The 16,254-nt window shown below is 57.2% G+C and carries 16 protein-coding genes; 12 read left to right on the forward strand and 4 right to left on the reverse strand.

Going from position 1 to position 16,254, the window contains the following annotated elements:
• Positions 1-34 precede the first annotated feature (34 nt).
• On the forward strand, positions 35-1,021 hold the full coding sequence (locus tag C7476_RS02640; RefSeq protein WP_114428550.1) for an Lnb N-terminal periplasmic domain-containing protein: 987 nt from the start codon (positions 35-37) through the stop codon (positions 1,019-1,021).
• On the opposite strand, the gene C7476_RS02645 is transcribed toward C7476_RS02640, so the two are convergent.
• Complete coding sequence (locus C7476_RS02645) at positions 1,018-1,449, reverse strand: nucleoside deaminase (RefSeq protein WP_425373937.1); 432 nt, start codon at positions 1,447-1,449, stop codon at positions 1,018-1,020. The genes C7476_RS02640 and C7476_RS02645 overlap by 4 nt on opposite strands.
• A 99-nt stretch (positions 1,450-1,548) precedes the next feature.
• On the opposite strand from C7476_RS02645, the gene C7476_RS02650 reads away from it, so the two are divergent.
• From C7476_RS02650 to lpxK, 11 genes are all read left to right on the forward strand, one after another.
• Positions 1,549-3,390: a pseudouridine synthase gene (locus C7476_RS02650; RefSeq protein WP_114428328.1), complete on the forward strand. Its 1,842-nt coding sequence runs from the start codon at positions 1,549-1,551 to the stop codon at positions 3,388-3,390.
• 11 nt (positions 3,391-3,401) lie between these two features.
• The gene (gene rsmD, locus C7476_RS02655) at positions 3,402-3,959 is read left to right on the forward strand and encodes a 16S rRNA (guanine(966)-N(2))-methyltransferase RsmD (RefSeq protein WP_114428329.1); all 558 of its coding nucleotides are present in this window, start codon (positions 3,402-3,404) and stop codon (positions 3,957-3,959) included.
• 48 nt (positions 3,960-4,007) lie between these two features.
• Complete coding sequence (locus C7476_RS02660) at positions 4,008-5,480, forward strand: M16 family metallopeptidase (RefSeq protein ID WP_114428330.1); 1,473 nt, start codon at positions 4,008-4,010, stop codon at positions 5,478-5,480.
• The gene (locus C7476_RS02665) at positions 5,477-6,787 is read left to right on the forward strand and encodes a M16 family metallopeptidase (protein ID WP_114428331.1); all 1,311 of its coding nucleotides are present in this window, start codon (positions 5,477-5,479) and stop codon (positions 6,785-6,787) included. The genes C7476_RS02660 and C7476_RS02665 overlap by 4 nt, the downstream gene beginning before the upstream one ends.
• A 16-nt stretch (positions 6,788-6,803) precedes the next feature.
• Positions 6,804-7,706: a patatin-like phospholipase family protein gene (locus C7476_RS02670; protein ID WP_245426039.1), complete on the forward strand. Its 903-nt coding sequence runs from the start codon at positions 6,804-6,806 to the stop codon at positions 7,704-7,706.
• A gap of 272 nt (positions 7,707-7,978) precedes the next feature.
• Positions 7,979-9,322, forward strand: a complete 1,344-nt coding sequence (locus C7476_RS02675; protein ID WP_114428332.1) for a TldD/PmbA family protein — start codon at positions 7,979-7,981, stop codon at positions 9,320-9,322.
• Entirely contained in the window at positions 9,309-10,118 is an 810-nt protein-coding gene (locus tag C7476_RS02680) for a 3'(2'),5'-bisphosphate nucleotidase CysQ (protein WP_114428333.1), read from the forward strand. Before C7476_RS02675 ends, C7476_RS02680 begins: the two co-directional genes overlap by 14 nt.
• A 40-nt stretch (positions 10,119-10,158) precedes the next feature.
• The gene (locus tag C7476_RS02685) at positions 10,159-10,407 is read left to right on the forward strand and encodes a DUF4170 domain-containing protein (protein ID WP_114428334.1); all 249 of its coding nucleotides are present in this window, start codon (positions 10,159-10,161) and stop codon (positions 10,405-10,407) included.
• Between the two features lie 27 nt (positions 10,408-10,434).
• Entirely contained in the window at positions 10,435-11,208 is a 774-nt protein-coding gene (locus tag C7476_RS02690) for a lysophospholipid acyltransferase family protein (protein ID WP_114428335.1), read from the forward strand.
• The gene (gene waaA / locus C7476_RS02695; RefSeq protein ID WP_114428336.1) at positions 11,205-12,527 is read left to right on the forward strand and encodes a lipid IV(A) 3-deoxy-D-manno-octulosonic acid transferase; all 1,323 of its coding nucleotides are present in this window, start codon (positions 11,205-11,207) and stop codon (positions 12,525-12,527) included. The genes C7476_RS02690 and waaA overlap by 4 nt, the downstream gene beginning before the upstream one ends.
• Positions 12,524-13,555: a tetraacyldisaccharide 4'-kinase gene (gene lpxK / locus C7476_RS02700; RefSeq protein WP_114428337.1), complete on the forward strand. Its 1,032-nt coding sequence runs from the start codon at positions 12,524-12,526 to the stop codon at positions 13,553-13,555. The genes waaA and lpxK overlap by 4 nt, the downstream gene beginning before the upstream one ends.
• Here the strand turns inward: lpxK and C7476_RS02705 are convergent.
• The 3 genes from C7476_RS02705 to mutL form a co-directional block, all read right to left on the reverse strand.
• Entirely contained in the window at positions 13,550-14,005 is a 456-nt protein-coding gene (locus tag C7476_RS02705; RefSeq protein ID WP_114428338.1) for a hypothetical protein, read from the reverse strand. The genes lpxK and C7476_RS02705 overlap by 6 nt on opposite strands.
• A 1-nt stretch (position 14,006) precedes the next feature.
• Positions 14,007-14,243: a DUF2093 domain-containing protein gene (locus C7476_RS02710; protein ID WP_114428339.1), complete on the reverse strand. Its 237-nt coding sequence runs from the start codon at positions 14,241-14,243 to the stop codon at positions 14,007-14,009.
• Positions 14,244-14,305: 62 nt separating this feature from the next.
• Positions 14,306-16,165: a DNA mismatch repair endonuclease MutL gene (gene mutL, locus C7476_RS02715; protein ID WP_114428340.1), complete on the reverse strand. Its 1,860-nt coding sequence runs from the start codon at positions 16,163-16,165 to the stop codon at positions 14,306-14,308.
• Positions 16,166-16,254 lie beyond the last annotated feature (89 nt).

The raw sequence follows: 16,254 nt of genomic DNA on the forward strand, positions 1-16,254 counted from the left end.
GTCGCTTCCATCTTCCCATCGAGGACCGCAACAATTGTTCATCCTGCGATTTCTTGGCCTGATCATCCTCATAATTTTGACGCTTATTGGCTTTCTGTGGGGAGGGTTTGCACTCTGGTATCAATTGCCGTTTGGCATTGCCGGTAATATTGGTTGCCTCTTGCTCTGGGCGGCGATCGCTTTCTCCGTACTTTGGCTCGAATTCAAGGGGCGCGCCTGGCGCGCACTCATTGTGCTGGTTCCGGTCATGATTGGCCTCGGCTATTGGTGGAGCACCATCACACCCTCGTTGAATCGTATTTGGGCCGATGATGTTGCGCAGACCGTGACCGGCTCACTGAACGGTAACTATGTAACGCTATCCAACATTCGCAACTTTGAATGGCGGACGCAGGCTGACTATACACCGCGCTGGGAAGTTCGGACTTATGATCTTCAAGATCTGGAGTCCGTCGACCTGTTTCTGTCCTATTGGTCGAACCCCGCTATCGCCCACACGCTTGTCAGCTTCGGGTTCAAAAATGGCGACCATGTTGTTTTCTCCGCAGAGATACGCAAGGAGCGTCATGAAACATTCTCGGAAATCGGAGGTTTCTTCAAGGAATTCGAACTGGCGATGATTGCCGCAGACGAGCGCGATATCATTCGATTGCGAACCAATATCCGCAAGGAAGATGTTTATCGCTACCGCATCAATCTCAAGCCGGAGATGCGACAGGCACTCTTCCTGTCCTATATCGACAACGCCAATCATCTGGCGAGCACAGCCAAATTCTATAATACGATAACTGCCAATTGCACGACGGTCATATTCGACATGGTGCGCGCTATAACTCCGGAACTGCCGCTCGATTACCGGGTCATTCTGTCAGGTTATTTGCCCGGCTATCTCTATGATATCGGCGCCATCGATCATCAGGGATCGTTGGACGCGACGATAAAATCAGCTTCGATCAACCAGCGTGCTCAGGACGCTGGCTCGGATACGGACTTTTCCGCGAAGATCAGGGCGGAAAACTAGAGTCTTTTGGTGCGGAAGAATTCCTTGAGCATGACTTCCACTTCCTGCTCCTGAAAGCCGGAATATACCTCCGGTGCATGGTGGCAAGTCGGCTGAGCAAAAAACCGCGCACCGTTTTCCACGCCGCCGCCTTTGATGTCCTGTGCGCCGTAATAGAGTCGCCTTATACGGGCGAAAGAAATTGCCGCCGCACACATGGTGCAGGGCTCCAACGTCACGTAGAGATCGCACCCGGTGAGGCGTTCGTCACTAAGGATGTGGCAGGCTTCGCGAATGACAAGGATTTCCGCATGCGCTGTTGGATCGTTGAGCTCGCGCGTGCGATTGCCCGCCTGTGCCACGATTGTCCCATCCTTGACCAGGACCGCACCGATCGGCACCTCGCTGCGCGTCGCGGCGTCACGCGCTTCGGCCAGAGCCACACTCATTGGATCAGTTTTTTGGTTCACGCGGCGCTCATCGTCCAGAATTTACTCGCAAGAAAACCTCATAGCTGTTAGTGAGCGCTGCTGAAAGGCAAACATTCCATGACAAGTTCAAATGATGACGGGAAGGGCGGCAAACGTCCCTTTGAAAAGCGCAGCTTCGACAAGCGAGGCAACGATGGCGATCGCGCCAGAGGCCCACGCAAGTTCGATGGCGCCGCTCCCGCCAAGCGCGGAGTCGATCAGCGCAAATCGCCACGTGACGAAGCACCGGTCGAAGAAGGCGAGCGTATAGCTAAGCGCTTGGCACGCGCCGGCATAGCTTCTCGGCGCGAGGCCGAAACGATGATCGCCGCGGGCCGTGTTTCCGTCAATGGCAAGCGGCTCGAAAGCCCGGCCATCAACGTCATGCCTGCTGATCGCATCGAAGTCGATGGAAAGCCTTTGCCGCAAAAGGAACGCACGCGTCTTTGGCTCTACCACAAGCCTGCAGGTCTTGTAACGACCAACCGTGATCCGGAAGGGCGCCAGACCGTCTTTGAATCCTTGCCCAAGGATATGCCGCGCGTTCTTTCCGTAGGTCGTCTCGATATCAACACGGAAGGCTTGCTGCTTCTCACCAATGATGGCGGCCTGTCTCGCGCTCTTGAACTGCCGTCCACCGGCTGGCTCCGCCGCTATCGTGTTCGTGCTCATGGCAGCATTACCCAGGAAAAGCTCGATACGCTCAAGGATGGCATTGCAGTCGATGGCGTCTTCTACGGCGCGATCGAAGCGACCCTGGAACGTGAACAGGGCTCGAACGTCTGGATCATGGTTGGCTTGCGCGAAGGTAAAAACCGCGAAGTCAAAAATGTACTCGGCGCACTTGGACTTTCAGTCAACCGGCTGATCCGCATTTCCTACGGACCGTTCCAGCTCAGCGACCTGCCGGAAGGCTCGGTACGCGAAATGAATGGTCGAACCTTGCGCGACCAGCTTGGCGAACGGCTGATCGAGGACTCGGGTGCCGATTTCGATGCACCGATAATAAACGTGTTCTCCAATGATGCGGTGAAGGGTGAAGCGGTCCAGCAACCGAGCGAGCGTCCTGAACGTCGCTCATCCGAGTGGATTTCCAGCGCTCCTGTCGCCAAGGCACGTGGGCCGCGCAAATCGAAGGATGAGAAGCGGGAGGAAACGTTGTCGCGCTGGACTACGGATCGCAATGAGCGACCGGCGGTGCCTCGCAGCGGTCGTGATGATCGTCCGGCACGCGCGCCACGCGAAGACGATCGAAAGCCGCGCGCCCAACACGGCGTGTCATCGAAAGCCGATCGGGAGCGCAAGGAAGACGAAGCCGCAGCTCCGCGCAAATCTCGCGGCGCCAATGTCTGGATGGCGCCTGGCGCGCGTCCGATGGGCAAGGCGAGGGCCAAGGCCGTGGCAGCGCGAGAAGAGCGAAACCGTTCGGACAGCCCGCGGGCTGACAAGCCGAAGCGTTTCGGAGAAAGCTCCACTCGGCCTGCCGGCGATCGTCCTGGAGGGGATCGCCCCACCGGCGGCCGTTCGTCAGCTGGTTATGCCGGCGACAAGCCACGCAGTTTTTCTCCGCGCGCCCCACGAAGCGAAGGCGACAATGCTGATCGACCGAAGCGGGCATTCGGGGATACGCGGCCGGAAGGTTCTCGGGACGGACCTCGTCCGGATCGTCCCCCGCGCGTCGGCAAGCGGGAGCGTGCCGAATTGAAGGAGCGGGAAGCGAGGGGTGAGCGTCCGGCTCAGGGTGATCGCCCAGCGCGTGCCGAACGCCCCTATGGGGCGAGCGGCAAGCCAACCCGAGCGCCCGGCCGCCAGGATGGTAAAAGCGGAGACCGATCATATGGCGGGCCCAAAGGTCCACCGAGAGGCCGGACCGGTGGCGGCGCAAGTGGTCGTCCGCGTGGCGACAAACCCAAATCCTAGGACCTGAAGCCATGCGAATTGTCGGTGGCAGATTTCGCGGGCGTGCCTTGGCGACGCCCGCCTCCAACGCAATACGGCCGACGACCGACCGTACGCGCGAAAGCCTTTTCAATATTCTGGTGCACAACTATCCGGAAAAGTTTGAATCGACGCGCGTACTCGACCTTTTCGCCGGGACTGGCGCACTGGGCCTGGAGGCATTATCACGCGGCGCTCGCTATGGTGTCTTCATCGAAGAATCGACGGAAGGGCGCGGACTGATCCGCACCAACGTCGAGGCATTCAGTCTGCTCGGCAACACCAAGATATTCCGACGTGATGCGACGAAACTTGGCGACGCAGGCACCATCGAACCATTTGATCTGGTCTTTGCCGATCCCCCCTATGGGAGAGGCCTCGGCGAGATGGCATTCAAATCCGCACTCGAGGGCGGTTGGCTCAATCCAGACACACTTCTGGTGCTTGAGGAAGAGGCTGAAGCTTCGGTCGAACTCGATCCGCGATTTTCGGTTGTCGAAGAACGTCCATACGGCGGAACGGTTATACGGCTTGTCACATTGAAGTCGTAAAGACCGCGATTGTATCGCTATTCGTGAAACAGAACTGGATCGATCTGCATGTCCTTCGTTTTAAGCCGCGGCGTTGCGGCACTCGTCCTGGCCGGCGCGCTGACCCTCACGGCTGTTTCCTTCGTTCCAGCACGCGCAGATACTGTTCCGCCAACCGCGAAGGCGATCGAGACAACCAATAAAGATGACGTTTCGTCGTTCCATCTGGACAACGGACTCGAAGTCGTTGTGATTCCGGATCATCGCGCGCCTGTCGTCACCCACATGATGTGGTACCACGTCGGTTCAGCAGATGAAGAACCCGGCAAATCCGGTATCGCACATTTCTTTGAACACCTTATGTTCAAAGCCACCAAGACCTATCCAGCTGGTGAATTTTCCCGCAAGGTCGCCGAGATTGGCGGGCAGGAAAACGCTTTTACCTCCTACGACTACACTGCATTCTATCAGCAGGTCGCGCCATCGGCTCTCGAAATGGTCATGACCTATGAGGCCGACCGTATGGAAAACCTCATTCTCAATGACGATGTGGTCAAGACCGAGCGCGATGTCGTGCTTGAGGAGCGCCGCTCGCGGACCGACAGCAACCCTTCAGCTCTGCTTGCGGAAGAGGTCAATGCAACGCTCTACCAGAACCATCCATACCGGATGCCGGTGATCGGCTGGCTGCACGAAATGCAGCAGTTAAATCTCAAGGACGCGCTGGCATTTTACGTCAAATATTATACCCCGAATAACGCTACGCTTGTCGTCTCGGGTGATGTCGATCTGGCTACGGTAGAGGCGCTTGCGGAAAAGACTTATGGCAAGGTTCCGCGCCGGGCAGAACCTGGAAAACGCGAGCGTCCGCAGGAGCCTGAGCAGAACACCAAGCGAACCGTATCCTTGGCTGATCCGCGGGTCTCGCAGCCGAGTTTCCAGAAGATGTGGCTTGCTCCTTCCTATACCAGTGCCAAACCCGGAGACGCCGAAGCCTTGGATCTCTTGAGCGAAATTTTGGGTGGATCCAACCGCAGTCGAATCTACCAGTCTCTGGTCATCAGTGACGGAACTGCTGCAAGCGCCCGCGCGTACTATCAAGGCAGTTCGCTGGATACCGGCAGTTTCGGTGTCTACGGTTCGCCGCGCGGTACAGCAACCCTGACCGAAGTCGAAGCTGGTATTGACGCTCAGATCGCCAGAATCGTCAAGGATGGCGTAACGGAAGATGAACTTGAGAAGGCGCGCAATCGTTTCCTGAAAAGCGTGATTTTCGCCCGTGACAGCCAGGCCGGCATGGCGCGCATCTATGGCTCGACGCTCTCGACCGGACAAACCATTCAGGATATCCAGGAATGGCCGGACCGCATTCGTGCCGTGAAGGTTCAGGATATCCAGAGTGTGGCGCAGCGGTATCTTGTCGATAGCCGCTCGGTTACGAGCTATCTCATGCCGGAGGACGGCAAACCCGATCAGAAATCGGACAACGAGCCCGCAGAAGCACAACAACCAGAAGCGCCTGCAGAAGGGGCCGTCCAATGACTGCGCCAATCATGAAGCGATTTGCCGCCCTGTTTTTCCTGATCTCCTTTTCGGTTGCCCCAAGCTATGCAGTCGAAATAAAAGAAGTTGTCTCGCCGAAAGGCATAAAGGCCTGGCTGGTGCAGGACGATTTCGTCCCGCTGATTTCGATGCGCTTTTCGTTCAAAGGCGGATCGACACAGGATCCTAACGGCAAGGAAGGCCTTGCCAATTTGATGACGGGCCTCTTCGATGAAGGCGCCGGTGATCTCGATTCGGAAACGTTTCAGGAGAAGCTTGACGACGTCGGCGCCGAGATGGGTTTCAACGCTGACGATGACGATGTTACGGGATCCATTCGTATGCTCGCAGAGAAGCGGGATCAAGCCGTTGATCTTTTGACACTGGCGGTCAACAAGCCGCGTTTCGATCAAGCCCCGATCGACCGGATTCGTCAGCAGATTATTGCGGGGATCAAGTCATCTGAACGCGATCCCAACACGATAGCCGGACGTAAATTCGCAGAAGTGCTTTATGGCGATCATCCCTATGGGCGTCGTTCAGAAGGCACTGAAACGAGCCTGAATTCGATCACCCATAATGATCTGGCAACCTTTCACAAACGCAATTTCGCCCGCGATAATTTGATCGTTGCAGTGGTCGGTTCGATCAGTCCGGAAGAGTTAAGTCCGTTGCTTGACAAGGTTTTTGGCGACCTTCCGGAGAAAGCTGAACTGGAGACTATCAGCGAGGCCAAGCTTGCGTTTGGCCAGACCACGCGCGTCGACTACGCCCTGCCGCAGACATCGATCTCCATGGTTTATCCCGGTGTTCGCCGTCAGGATCCGGATTTCTTTCCCGCCTATATCATGAACCATATTCTTGGCGGCGGCACGTTCTCTTCGCGCATTTACAACGAGGTGCGCGAAAAGCGCGGTCTTGCCTATTCGGCGGGCTCGAATCTCGTTACCCGCGATCATATGGCGGCGCTGATGGTGAACACGGCCACCCGGGCTGATCGCGCCAACGAAACCCTGCAGATCTTGAAGACCGAGATCGCCAAAATGGCCAAGGACGGCCCGACTGAAGACGAACTCGTCGAGGCCAAGAAATACCTGGTCGGATCCTATGCCGTGAACAATCTCGACTCGTCGTCGGCTGTCGCCAGTACGCTTATTGGCTTGCAGGACGAAAATCTTGGCCGGGATTATATCGACAAGCGCGCCGAACTGATCAATGCTGTTACGCTCGATCAGTTGAAAGCCGCGGCCAAAAAATTGCTTGAAACGGATCCGGCTATTCTCATCGTCGGATCGCCACAATCCTGAGAAGGACGGGAGCGCCATGATCGCTCGCGATCTACAAGAGATGCATGGATCAAATGGCGCGGGTAGCCCCGCCGACACGCCGACTTTCGCCATTGCATTCGGCGGCGGTGGGGCGAGGGGGCTCGCTCATATCAACGTCATCGAGGCCCTGGACGAGCTTGGCATCCGGCCAACGGCAATATCCGGTTCCTCCATCGGTGCGATCATGGGCGCGGGCATGGCGGCGGGCATGTCCGGCCGTGACATCCGCGAGTATGCGATCGCCACTTTATCGCGGCGTGCCGAAATTGCGGCACGCCTATGGCGTATGCGCCCTGCCAGTTTTGGCGAAATGCTGGGCGGTGGTATCCGCTTCAGCCAGTTCAACATTGAAAAGGTGCTCAAGAGTTTTCTTCCCGATTGCATTCCGGATACGTTCGAAGAATTGACTATTCCACTGAGTGTAACCGCCACCGACTTTTACGGTCAAAGAGAGGTGCCGATCGCCGAGGGTGATCTCTACAGCGCCATCGCCGCGTCAGCAGCCATACCGGCAGTGTTCCGGCCCGTTCGTCGGAACGATTGTATTCTCATCGATGGCGGCATCTATAACCCTGTTCCGTTCGATCACCTGAAGGACAAGGCACAGTTTGTGATCGCTATCGATGTTGTTGGAGGACCGGAAGGCGATCTCGGCAAGTTTCCGTCGTCCATCGATGCGATGTTCGGCGCCAGTCAGCTGATGATGCAGTCGATCATCGCGACACGCCTGCGTACCGATCCGCCGGCAATTTTCCTCCGCCCAAACGTCGCACGGTTCGGTGTTCTCGACTTTCTCCGCGTGGAGCAGGTATTGCGCGACTCGGCCGGCATCAAGGAAGAGTTGAAACGCGCGGTCGATGCCGCCATCACCTATGTGGTACATCGCGAGCTGGAGTGAATACGCCTCCTCAGTCGGAGTGGCCTCGGCCTCGCTCTCCTCGTCGAGAGCCGTGCTGATCGGCGCCGCAATAATTGCCCCTGCGAGAAGTGCCCGTTCCTGAAAATAGAGGTTGCTGCTTTGCGAGAGCATATATTTGTGACCACGGCGGTGAGATTGTTGCGTTAGCTTGCCTTGATAGACCCCAATTTGCACCATATAGGAAGGAATACATCTGACTTTTGGTCAGATAAGTCCTGCATCCTATCATGCAATCAACGTTAGAGACGAAAATGACCGAGCCGGTAAATTCCCGCGAATTCGTAGACAATGCGGCGGCACTTGTAGAAGCTGCAAAGCGCGCTGGCGCCGATGCCGCCGACGCGGTTGTCGTACGTTCGCGCTCGACAGGCGTGACTGTTCGGCTCGGAAAAGTCGAATCAACGGAATCGTCGGAAAGTGACGAGTTTTCTCTGCGCGTATTCGTCGGACGCAAGGTTGCGAGCGTTTCGGCCAATGCCGGCGTTGATCCGAAAGTTTTGGCGGAACGTGCCGTCGCCATGGCCAAAGTTTCACCGGATGACGCATTTGAAGGGCTTGCTGCTCCGGAAAATCTCGTGCGCAACATCCGCGACCTCGACCTGTACGATTCGACGGTGGTCGATGCTGCACAATTGACCGAGGCGGCGCTTGCCGCGGAAGAAGCCGCTCTTGCTGTCGAAGGCGTTACCAATTCCGGTGGCGGATCGGCGTCGGCGGGAATGGGTGGGCTTGTGCTTGTTACGTCTGGCGGCTTTGCCGGGCAGTACATGGGTTCGCGCTTTTCACGCTCGGTCAGTGCCATTGCCGGAAGCGGCACTGCCATGGAACGCGATTATGATTTTTCGTCGCGTATCTATTTCGAGGCTTTGGAAGATGCTGAAGCCATTGGTCGCTCCGCCGGCGAGCGGGCTGTCAAACGCCTTGGTGCACGCCAGGCAAAGACGGGCCGCGTCAACGTCGTCTTCGATCCGCGCGTAGCCCGTGGCATTGCCAGCCATATCGCCAGCGCGATCAATGGCGCATCGGTGGCGCGCAAGACCAGTTTTCTCAAGGATCGTATGGGGACGAAAATTCTTTCGGACGCGATCAATGTCACCGACGATCCATTGCGGGTCCGCGGCCCCTCCTCACGTCCGTTCGATGGTGAAGGGATGGAGGGCGTGCCGCTCAACATGATTGAGAATGGTGTGCTCAGGCACTGGTTTCTGTCAACCTCGACCGCCAAGGAACTGGGCTTGACCACGAACGGGCGGGGTGTGCGTTCCGGCTCGACGGTGGTCCCATCTTCGACCAACTTCGCTATAGAACCCGGAGATAAGACACCAGAAGAAATTATCCGCAGCGTCTGCACGGGCTTCTATGTTACCGAACTCTTCGGCCATGGCGTAGATATGGTTACTGGCGAATATAGCCGCGGTGCTTCGGGGTTCTGGATCGAGAATGGTGAACTTGCCTACCCGGTGAGCGAAGTCACCATCGCCTCCAACCTTAAAGAGATGTTTCTCAATCTCATTGCCGCCAACGATATCGATCGCAATTTCGGTGTTGCCAGCCCGACTCTCCTGATCGAAGGCATGACTCTTGCCGGCAAATAAACAAAACCGCGAAGATCTCGAACTGATACGAGAGGCTGCAGAGGGTGCGGGGCGAATAGCGCTCTCGTATTTTAAGCAAGCGCCGCAGATCTGGATGAAGACAGGCAATTCGCCGGTCACAGAGGCAGACCTTGCTGCAGACAAGTATCTAAAGGACATGTTGCTGACGGCCCGGCCCGACTATGGCTGGATATCGGAAGAGACCCTCGATGAACGGGTAGTCTCACCGAGACAACGGTTCTTTGTGGTCGATCCGATCGATGGAACTCGAGCCTTTATCGAAGGGCAGGATGTCTGGTGTGTCAGCGTTGCCGTCATTGAAAATGGGCGGCCTGTCGCAGGTGTCCTCGACTGTCCTGCGCGCAACGAAATATTCACGGCAGTGCCAGGTTTCGGGGCGGTACAAAACGGCAGTGCTATTCGCGTCCAGGCCGAGAACCAACCATTCAAGGTAGCGGGTCCTGCTGCATTCTTGAAAAGACTGCCCGAGCGGTTCCTTGCTCCCATCGAACATGCTCCTTATGTGGCCTCGCTGGCTTATCGGATTGCCATGGTGGCGCGTGGCGATATTGCCGGGACTTTTGTGCGCCCCAATTCGCATGACTGGGATTTGGCTGCTGCGGACCTCATCCTTTCGGAGGCGGGTGGCAATGTCTTGACAGCGGATGGCAAGCCACTCACCTACGGCTTGCGCAATACCAGCACTGGCGATTATCGACATGAGGCGCTCGTTGCAGCCAGCGGTCTACTAATGGATAACATGTTGGCCGTTGTCGCCGAAACCGCCTTCGGATAAACAGGCAATAACTTCAATTCGATCATTTGGATGGGCAACCATGAGCGAAAACACATCAGATCAAAAGCAACTGCTTCATCTCGTCTTTGGTGGCGAGCTGAAGAAATTGGGCGGCGTTGAATTTCGCGATCTCGACAAGCTCGATATTGTCGGCATCTACCCAAATTTCGAAACCGCACAGCGCGCGTGGAAATCCAAAGCACAGCAGACGGTCGATAATGCGCACATGCGCTATTTTATCGTGCACATGCATAAGTTGCTGGATCCAGTCACAGGCAAGGCGGACTGATCGCTGGTGCGGTCACGATCTATCGGCATGAGTGAACACATCCCAGTGGCAACCAAGTCTCCCCGGCGAAAAAGCGGGATGCTGAAACGTTTTTGGCGAAGGGTGCGTGGTCCCTTGGCAAACTCGCCGATGGTCCGCTCGATGATCGCTTTTCTGATCACGCAGTTTTTCCGGCTGGTCAATGCTACCAACCCGAGGATTCCTGGTTCCTCCGATCTTGAGGAAATGAAGCGCGGCGGCGAGCCTTTCATTGCAGTTGCCTGGCACGGCCAGCACCTGATGGCGCCCTTCCTGATGCCGAGTGGTGTTCGCTTCGTTGCCATGTTCTCGAAAAGCAAGGACGCTGAGCTCAATGCACGTGTCGCTGAACGTTTTGGTGTCGAGATCGTACGTGGTTCCGGCGGAAGAGACCGGGCCAGGGGAACGGTAAAAGGTGGTGCGCGCGCCTTGCTCGCCTTGAAAAAAGCCCTCAAGGAAGGTAAGACCGCTGCCATGATTGCTGATATCCCGCACGGGACGCCGCGTGAATCCGGAATTGGCGTCGTCCTTCTTGCCAAGCTGTCTGGCCGTCCAATTCTCCCGATTTGCTACCTGACGTCGAAACGAAAAGTTTTGGAGAAGAGCTGGGACAAGACCACCATTCCCTTGCCCTTTGGCAGGTCGGGGCTGATTATTGGCGACCCTATATTCGTGCCGGAGGATGCCGACGATGCAGTGCTTGAAGCCAAACGTGTCGAATTGACCAACAGTTTGAATGCGAACACCGTTCGGGTGCATGATTTGGTGGATGGTAGAGTATGAGTGAACGTTGGGCTCGATTTGTCCTGAGCACCTATCGATGGGTCGGTGCAGCAGCCTTCCCGATCGTTGGCGCCTACGTGGCTTTCCGCGCGAGCAAAGGCAAGGAAGAGCGCGGTCGTCATGGGGAGCGCTACGGCAATGCGAGCGTTGCCCGCCCTTCGGGTCCACTCATTTGGGTTCATGCGGCCAGTGTCGGCGAGACATCGGCTGTCACGCCGCTTGTGGAAGCAATCATCGACACGGGCATCCATGTGGTTCTGACGACGGGCACCGTCACATCGGCGAAGATGGTGCAGGAACGCCTCGGCGACCGGGTCATTCATCAATACGTCCCGCTTGACCTGAAACCTGCAGTCGATCGTTTTCTAACCCACTGGCAGCCAGATCTCGCAGTCATCTGCGAATCCGAAATCTGGCCGATGACGATCCTCGAACTCGGGACGCGCCGGGTCCCGCAAGTTCTGGTCAACGGCCGTTTGTCGGATCGCTCTTTCGCATCATGGCACAGGCGCGCGTCAATCGCCGAAGCCTTGTTCGAGAACCTTGCGCATGTCGTCGCCCAATCCGAAGTCGATGGCGAACGGTTCCGCGCGCTTGGTGCAAGACCGGTGACAGTTTCGGGCAATCTGAAAGTCGACACGGCCGTGCCGCCGGTAAACAACGCGGAGCTTGCTTCGCTGCAACGTATGATCGGACCGCGCAAGATATGGGCAGCCATTTCAACCCACCAGGGCGAAGAGGCGGTCGTCGCGCAGGTCCACCATATGCTGAAGGCCAGGCATCGCGACTTGCTGACCATCATCGTTCCCCGCCATCCGGATCGTGCAGCGCAGATTGCAGCCGAGATTGAGAAGTTGGGCATGAAGGTCGCGCTGCGTAGCCGCGGTGATCAGATTGAGCCCGATACCGACATTTATCTTGGCGATACTATAGGCGACATGGGACTTTATCTGCGGCTGACGGAAATCGCTTTTGTCGGCCGCTCGTTGACAGCCCAGGGCGGGCAAAACCCCCTTGAACCTGCCATGCTGAAGTCCGCTATTCTTTCCGGGCGAAATGTCCAGAATTTCCGAGATTCCTACCAGCGTCTGATCAAGAATGGCGGCGCCAAGCTTGTGCGCGACAAGGACATGCTGGCTGGGGCGGTGAATTACCTTTTCAACAATCCCGCAGAACGTCAGATCATGATCGATGCCGGGTTGAAAACCGTCGAAGACATGCGCGGTTCGCTGACCCGCACCATGACGGCGCTTGAGCCTTTTATTCAGCCGCTGGTTCTTCAGGCACGTCTGAGCAATCGCGAAGGCGGCTGGAAATGACGAGTGAGGCGCCTCCGTTCTGGTGGGAGAAACCGGACTGGCGCGCTCGGGCTCTGAGCCCTCTCTCAAAAATATATGGAATGGTTGCCGGACGGCGTATTCGGCGGGCCAAACCGCCAGCCATACCTGTACCTGTACTGTGCATAGGTAACTTTACCCTGGGCGGAGCAGGCAAAACGCCGACATCAATAGCGTTTGCGCAGGCGGCGACTGCAGCAGGTCTCAAGCCAGGCATTGTTTCGCGTGGTTATGGCGGCGCATTCTCCGGTCTGCACCGCGTCGATCTGGACCATGATAGTGCCCGCCATGTCGGCGACGAGCCGATGCTGCTCGCACGGCACGCACCGGTGGTCGTGTGCACAGATCGCCTTGCCGGTGCGAAGTCCTTGCAGGACGCGGGATGCGACTTCATCATCATGGACGATGGCTTCCAGAGCGCCCGTCTTCACTTCGATTATGCTCTGCTTGTCGTAGATGCCGGACGCGGCATCGGCAATGGCCACGTCTTCCCGGGTGGCCCCTTGCGCGCGCCCTTGATCGACCAGTTGGTTCGTACCGACGCGTTGCTGAAGATCGGCACAGCGAACGGCGCTGACAAACTTGTCCGGAACGCTGCGCGTGCGGCGAAGCCCGTTTACGAGGCCATCCTCAAACCCAAAGCATTGGAAGGGATAGCAGATAAACCGTTACTCGCTTTTGCGGGCATTGGCGATCCATCCAAATTTTTCAGGACGCTTGAAGAGGCGGGTGCCAAGGTCGAGCAAACAAGATCGTTCCCCGACCATCATCCCTATAAGGACGAGGACGTTGCCGATCTTCTCAGGGACGCCGGCAAGGACGGTCTTACTTTGATTACTACGGCAAAGGACCAGGTGCGGTTGCTGGACGGTAGCCCGGCCGTGAAAGAGTTCGCGTCGCGGGTCCTGGTTCTGGAGGTGGAGCTCGTCTTCAGTCATCCTCAGACTGCGTTACGCATCATTCGGGAAACACGAGATCGCGCCCGGATGCGTTCTCTCAAACGCTCATAACCGCCCGCGGAAATTCCGAATTCTCGGTGGTGCTTCACGCATGGGTATATCGAGGTTGCGCCCAGTCGTCTGGCTGAAGTTGCGGTCATTCGAGAAAAGAATAGTGCCTCCACGCCGAATTTCGACGGAAAGCGCAACGCGGGGCGCCGATCCGCTCGCTGGAATCTCGATCTCATATGCCACAGGAAAATGGCCATTGCGGTTGAGAGTGAAGCTCATCCCGCCAATCTTGGGCATGTGGGAAGAATTCCCGCCTGTGGCGTCATAGGCGTTGATGTATACAACCGAACTTGCCGTAAGCCACGTATAGGGAGAACCTCGCAGATAGCCGCGTATAGTTTTCGTTGGTCCGCTATAGACCGGCTCGCGGCTCGCGCTATCTGTGGTGCAGCCGCTTGCCAGCGTAGCGGCAGCAAGAAGCGAAAGTAATACCGCGCGCCTCGAGCGCATCTCAGGCCTTGTTGCGTTGACGCAGAGCGGGGTTCATCTCGATCTCGCGCTCCAATGAAATCCGTGCGTCGGCGTAGGCTTCCTGCCGCGCGACGCTCCAATACTTCAGTTCGTCAAGCGGGATCTTGTCGGAGGTAACGGAACACAAGACGTAGGAGCCCGGCGACAGGACCTGGAAATCACCGTCGAGATAGCGGATTTTGGCTTCGCGCGAGCCAGGGCCTTCAAATCTGTTCATAAATGCGTTCCGATTTTATCAATTCATTTCATTTAGGCGCCCGTGGTCATGCCGGTCAAGACTCACCTGCGGCCAAACAAGCGCTCAATGTCCGTCAACTTCAATTCAATATAGGTGGGGCGGCCGTGATTACAGGTACCGGAGCCTGGAGTTTCCTCCATCTGGCGCAGCAGGGCATTCATTTCGTCGGGTTTCAAGCGTCGTCCGGCGCGAACAGAGCCATGGCACGCCATGGTTGCAGCGACGTGATCGAGAATGGCTTTGAGACCGTCCGACGTATCGTGTTCGGCAATTTCATCAGCGAGATCGCGGATCAGTTTCTGCGTATCGATTTCTCCCAGCATGGAGGGCGTTTCACGCACGGCGATCGCACCTGGCCCGAAAGATTCAATACCAAGGCCGAAGCGCGCCAGCGTCTCCGCGTGGGCTACAAGCCGCCCGACATCTTCTTCCGGCAGATCGACGATTTCGGGGATGAGCAGCATCTGCGCGGGCAGGGGCTTCGAATGAAGCGCATTTTTCAGTGCCTCATAGACCAGCCGCTCGTGGGCCGCATGCTGGTCGACAATGACCAGACTGTCTTCTGTCTGTGAGACGATATAATTGGAATGAATCTGCGCTCTTGCGGCCCCGAGCGGTGCCGACAACAGCTCTTGTGGAGCCTCAGCCATGCCAGCCCGTGTGTCTGCGGCAAGCGCCGCAGCGCCATCATATAGAAACGCCTGAACGGTTTCTGCAAAACCGCCCCCGTTGTGCGAGGCGGCGGGTTCTGTTTCGAACGGACGATAAGGTGATTGCTGGACATTGTAGTTCTGATTGACCGCAGCTGCGCCCTGCCAGCGCTGTGCTGCTGCTGGCCGAACTGGTTCTATGCCGCCACGCCGGAACGAATTCAGCATCGCCTCGGCGCCGCTGGTCGCGGCGCGGATGCCGGATTGCCCGAGTGCTTCGCGAATGGCCCCGACGATCAACCCCCGCACCAGCCCAGGATCGCGGAAGCGCACATCGGCTTTGGCGGGATGCACATTGACGTCAACAAGAGCCGGATCAAGATTGAGGAACAGCACGACTACCGGATGCCGGTCGCGCGAAATCACATCGGCATAGGCGCCGCGTATCGCGCCCCAGATTTGCTTGTCGCGGACGGGGCGTCCGTTCACATAGGCAAATTGCTGCAGGCTGTTGGCGCGGTTGAATGCAGGAATGCCGGCAAAGCCCGACAGGCGTACACCATCGCGCATTGCGTCGATAGCAATGGCGTTTTCGGGAAATTCCTTGCCAAGCACCTGCGAAATGCGCTCCAGCATGCCTGCCGACCCCGCGCCGGTTGCGGCGAGATCCAAAGGTGTGCGGTCGCTTCCGGCAATTGAAAAGCGAATATGTGGAAACGCGATTGCGACGCGCTTGACCACATCGCTTATGGCTGAAGCTTCGGCGCGATCCGTTTTCATGAACTTCAGTCGTGCCGGCGTCGCAAAAAACAGATCACGCACTTCTGCAATCGTTCCGCCATTCATTGGCGTCGGGCGAGGCCCCTCCAGGCGTCCGCCGTGAACGTTGATCTCAAAACCGGAATCCGCCTCGGCTATCCGCGATTTCATTGAAAGCCGCGATACCGAGCCGATCGATGGCAATGCTTCACCGCGAAAGCCGAGCGCGCGTATGTCATGAACATTGTCGGTTAGCTTTGAAGTACAGTGACGCGCAACGGCGAGAGTTAGCTCGTCAAACGGAATCCCCGATCCATTGTCGCTGACGCGGATCAAATTCTTGCCACCGCCTGCGGTAACGATATCAATGTGGGTTGCGCCGGCATCGATGGCATTCTCGACGAGTTCTTTCACTACGCTCGCCGGACGTTCGATGACTTCGCCCGCGGCGATCTGGTTTATGATTGTTTCGGTCAGCTGCTTGATAGCCATCGAAAACCTATACTGGATTCGTCCTACGACGGAAATCCGGCGGGTTGGCTGTCCTCAGGAAACATTTGGACATCCATCTGGCTTTGGAC

This window comes from Phyllobacterium bourgognense (assembly GCF_003337575.1).
GTDB lineage: Bacteria > Pseudomonadota > Alphaproteobacteria > Rhizobiales > Rhizobiaceae > Phyllobacterium > Phyllobacterium bourgognense.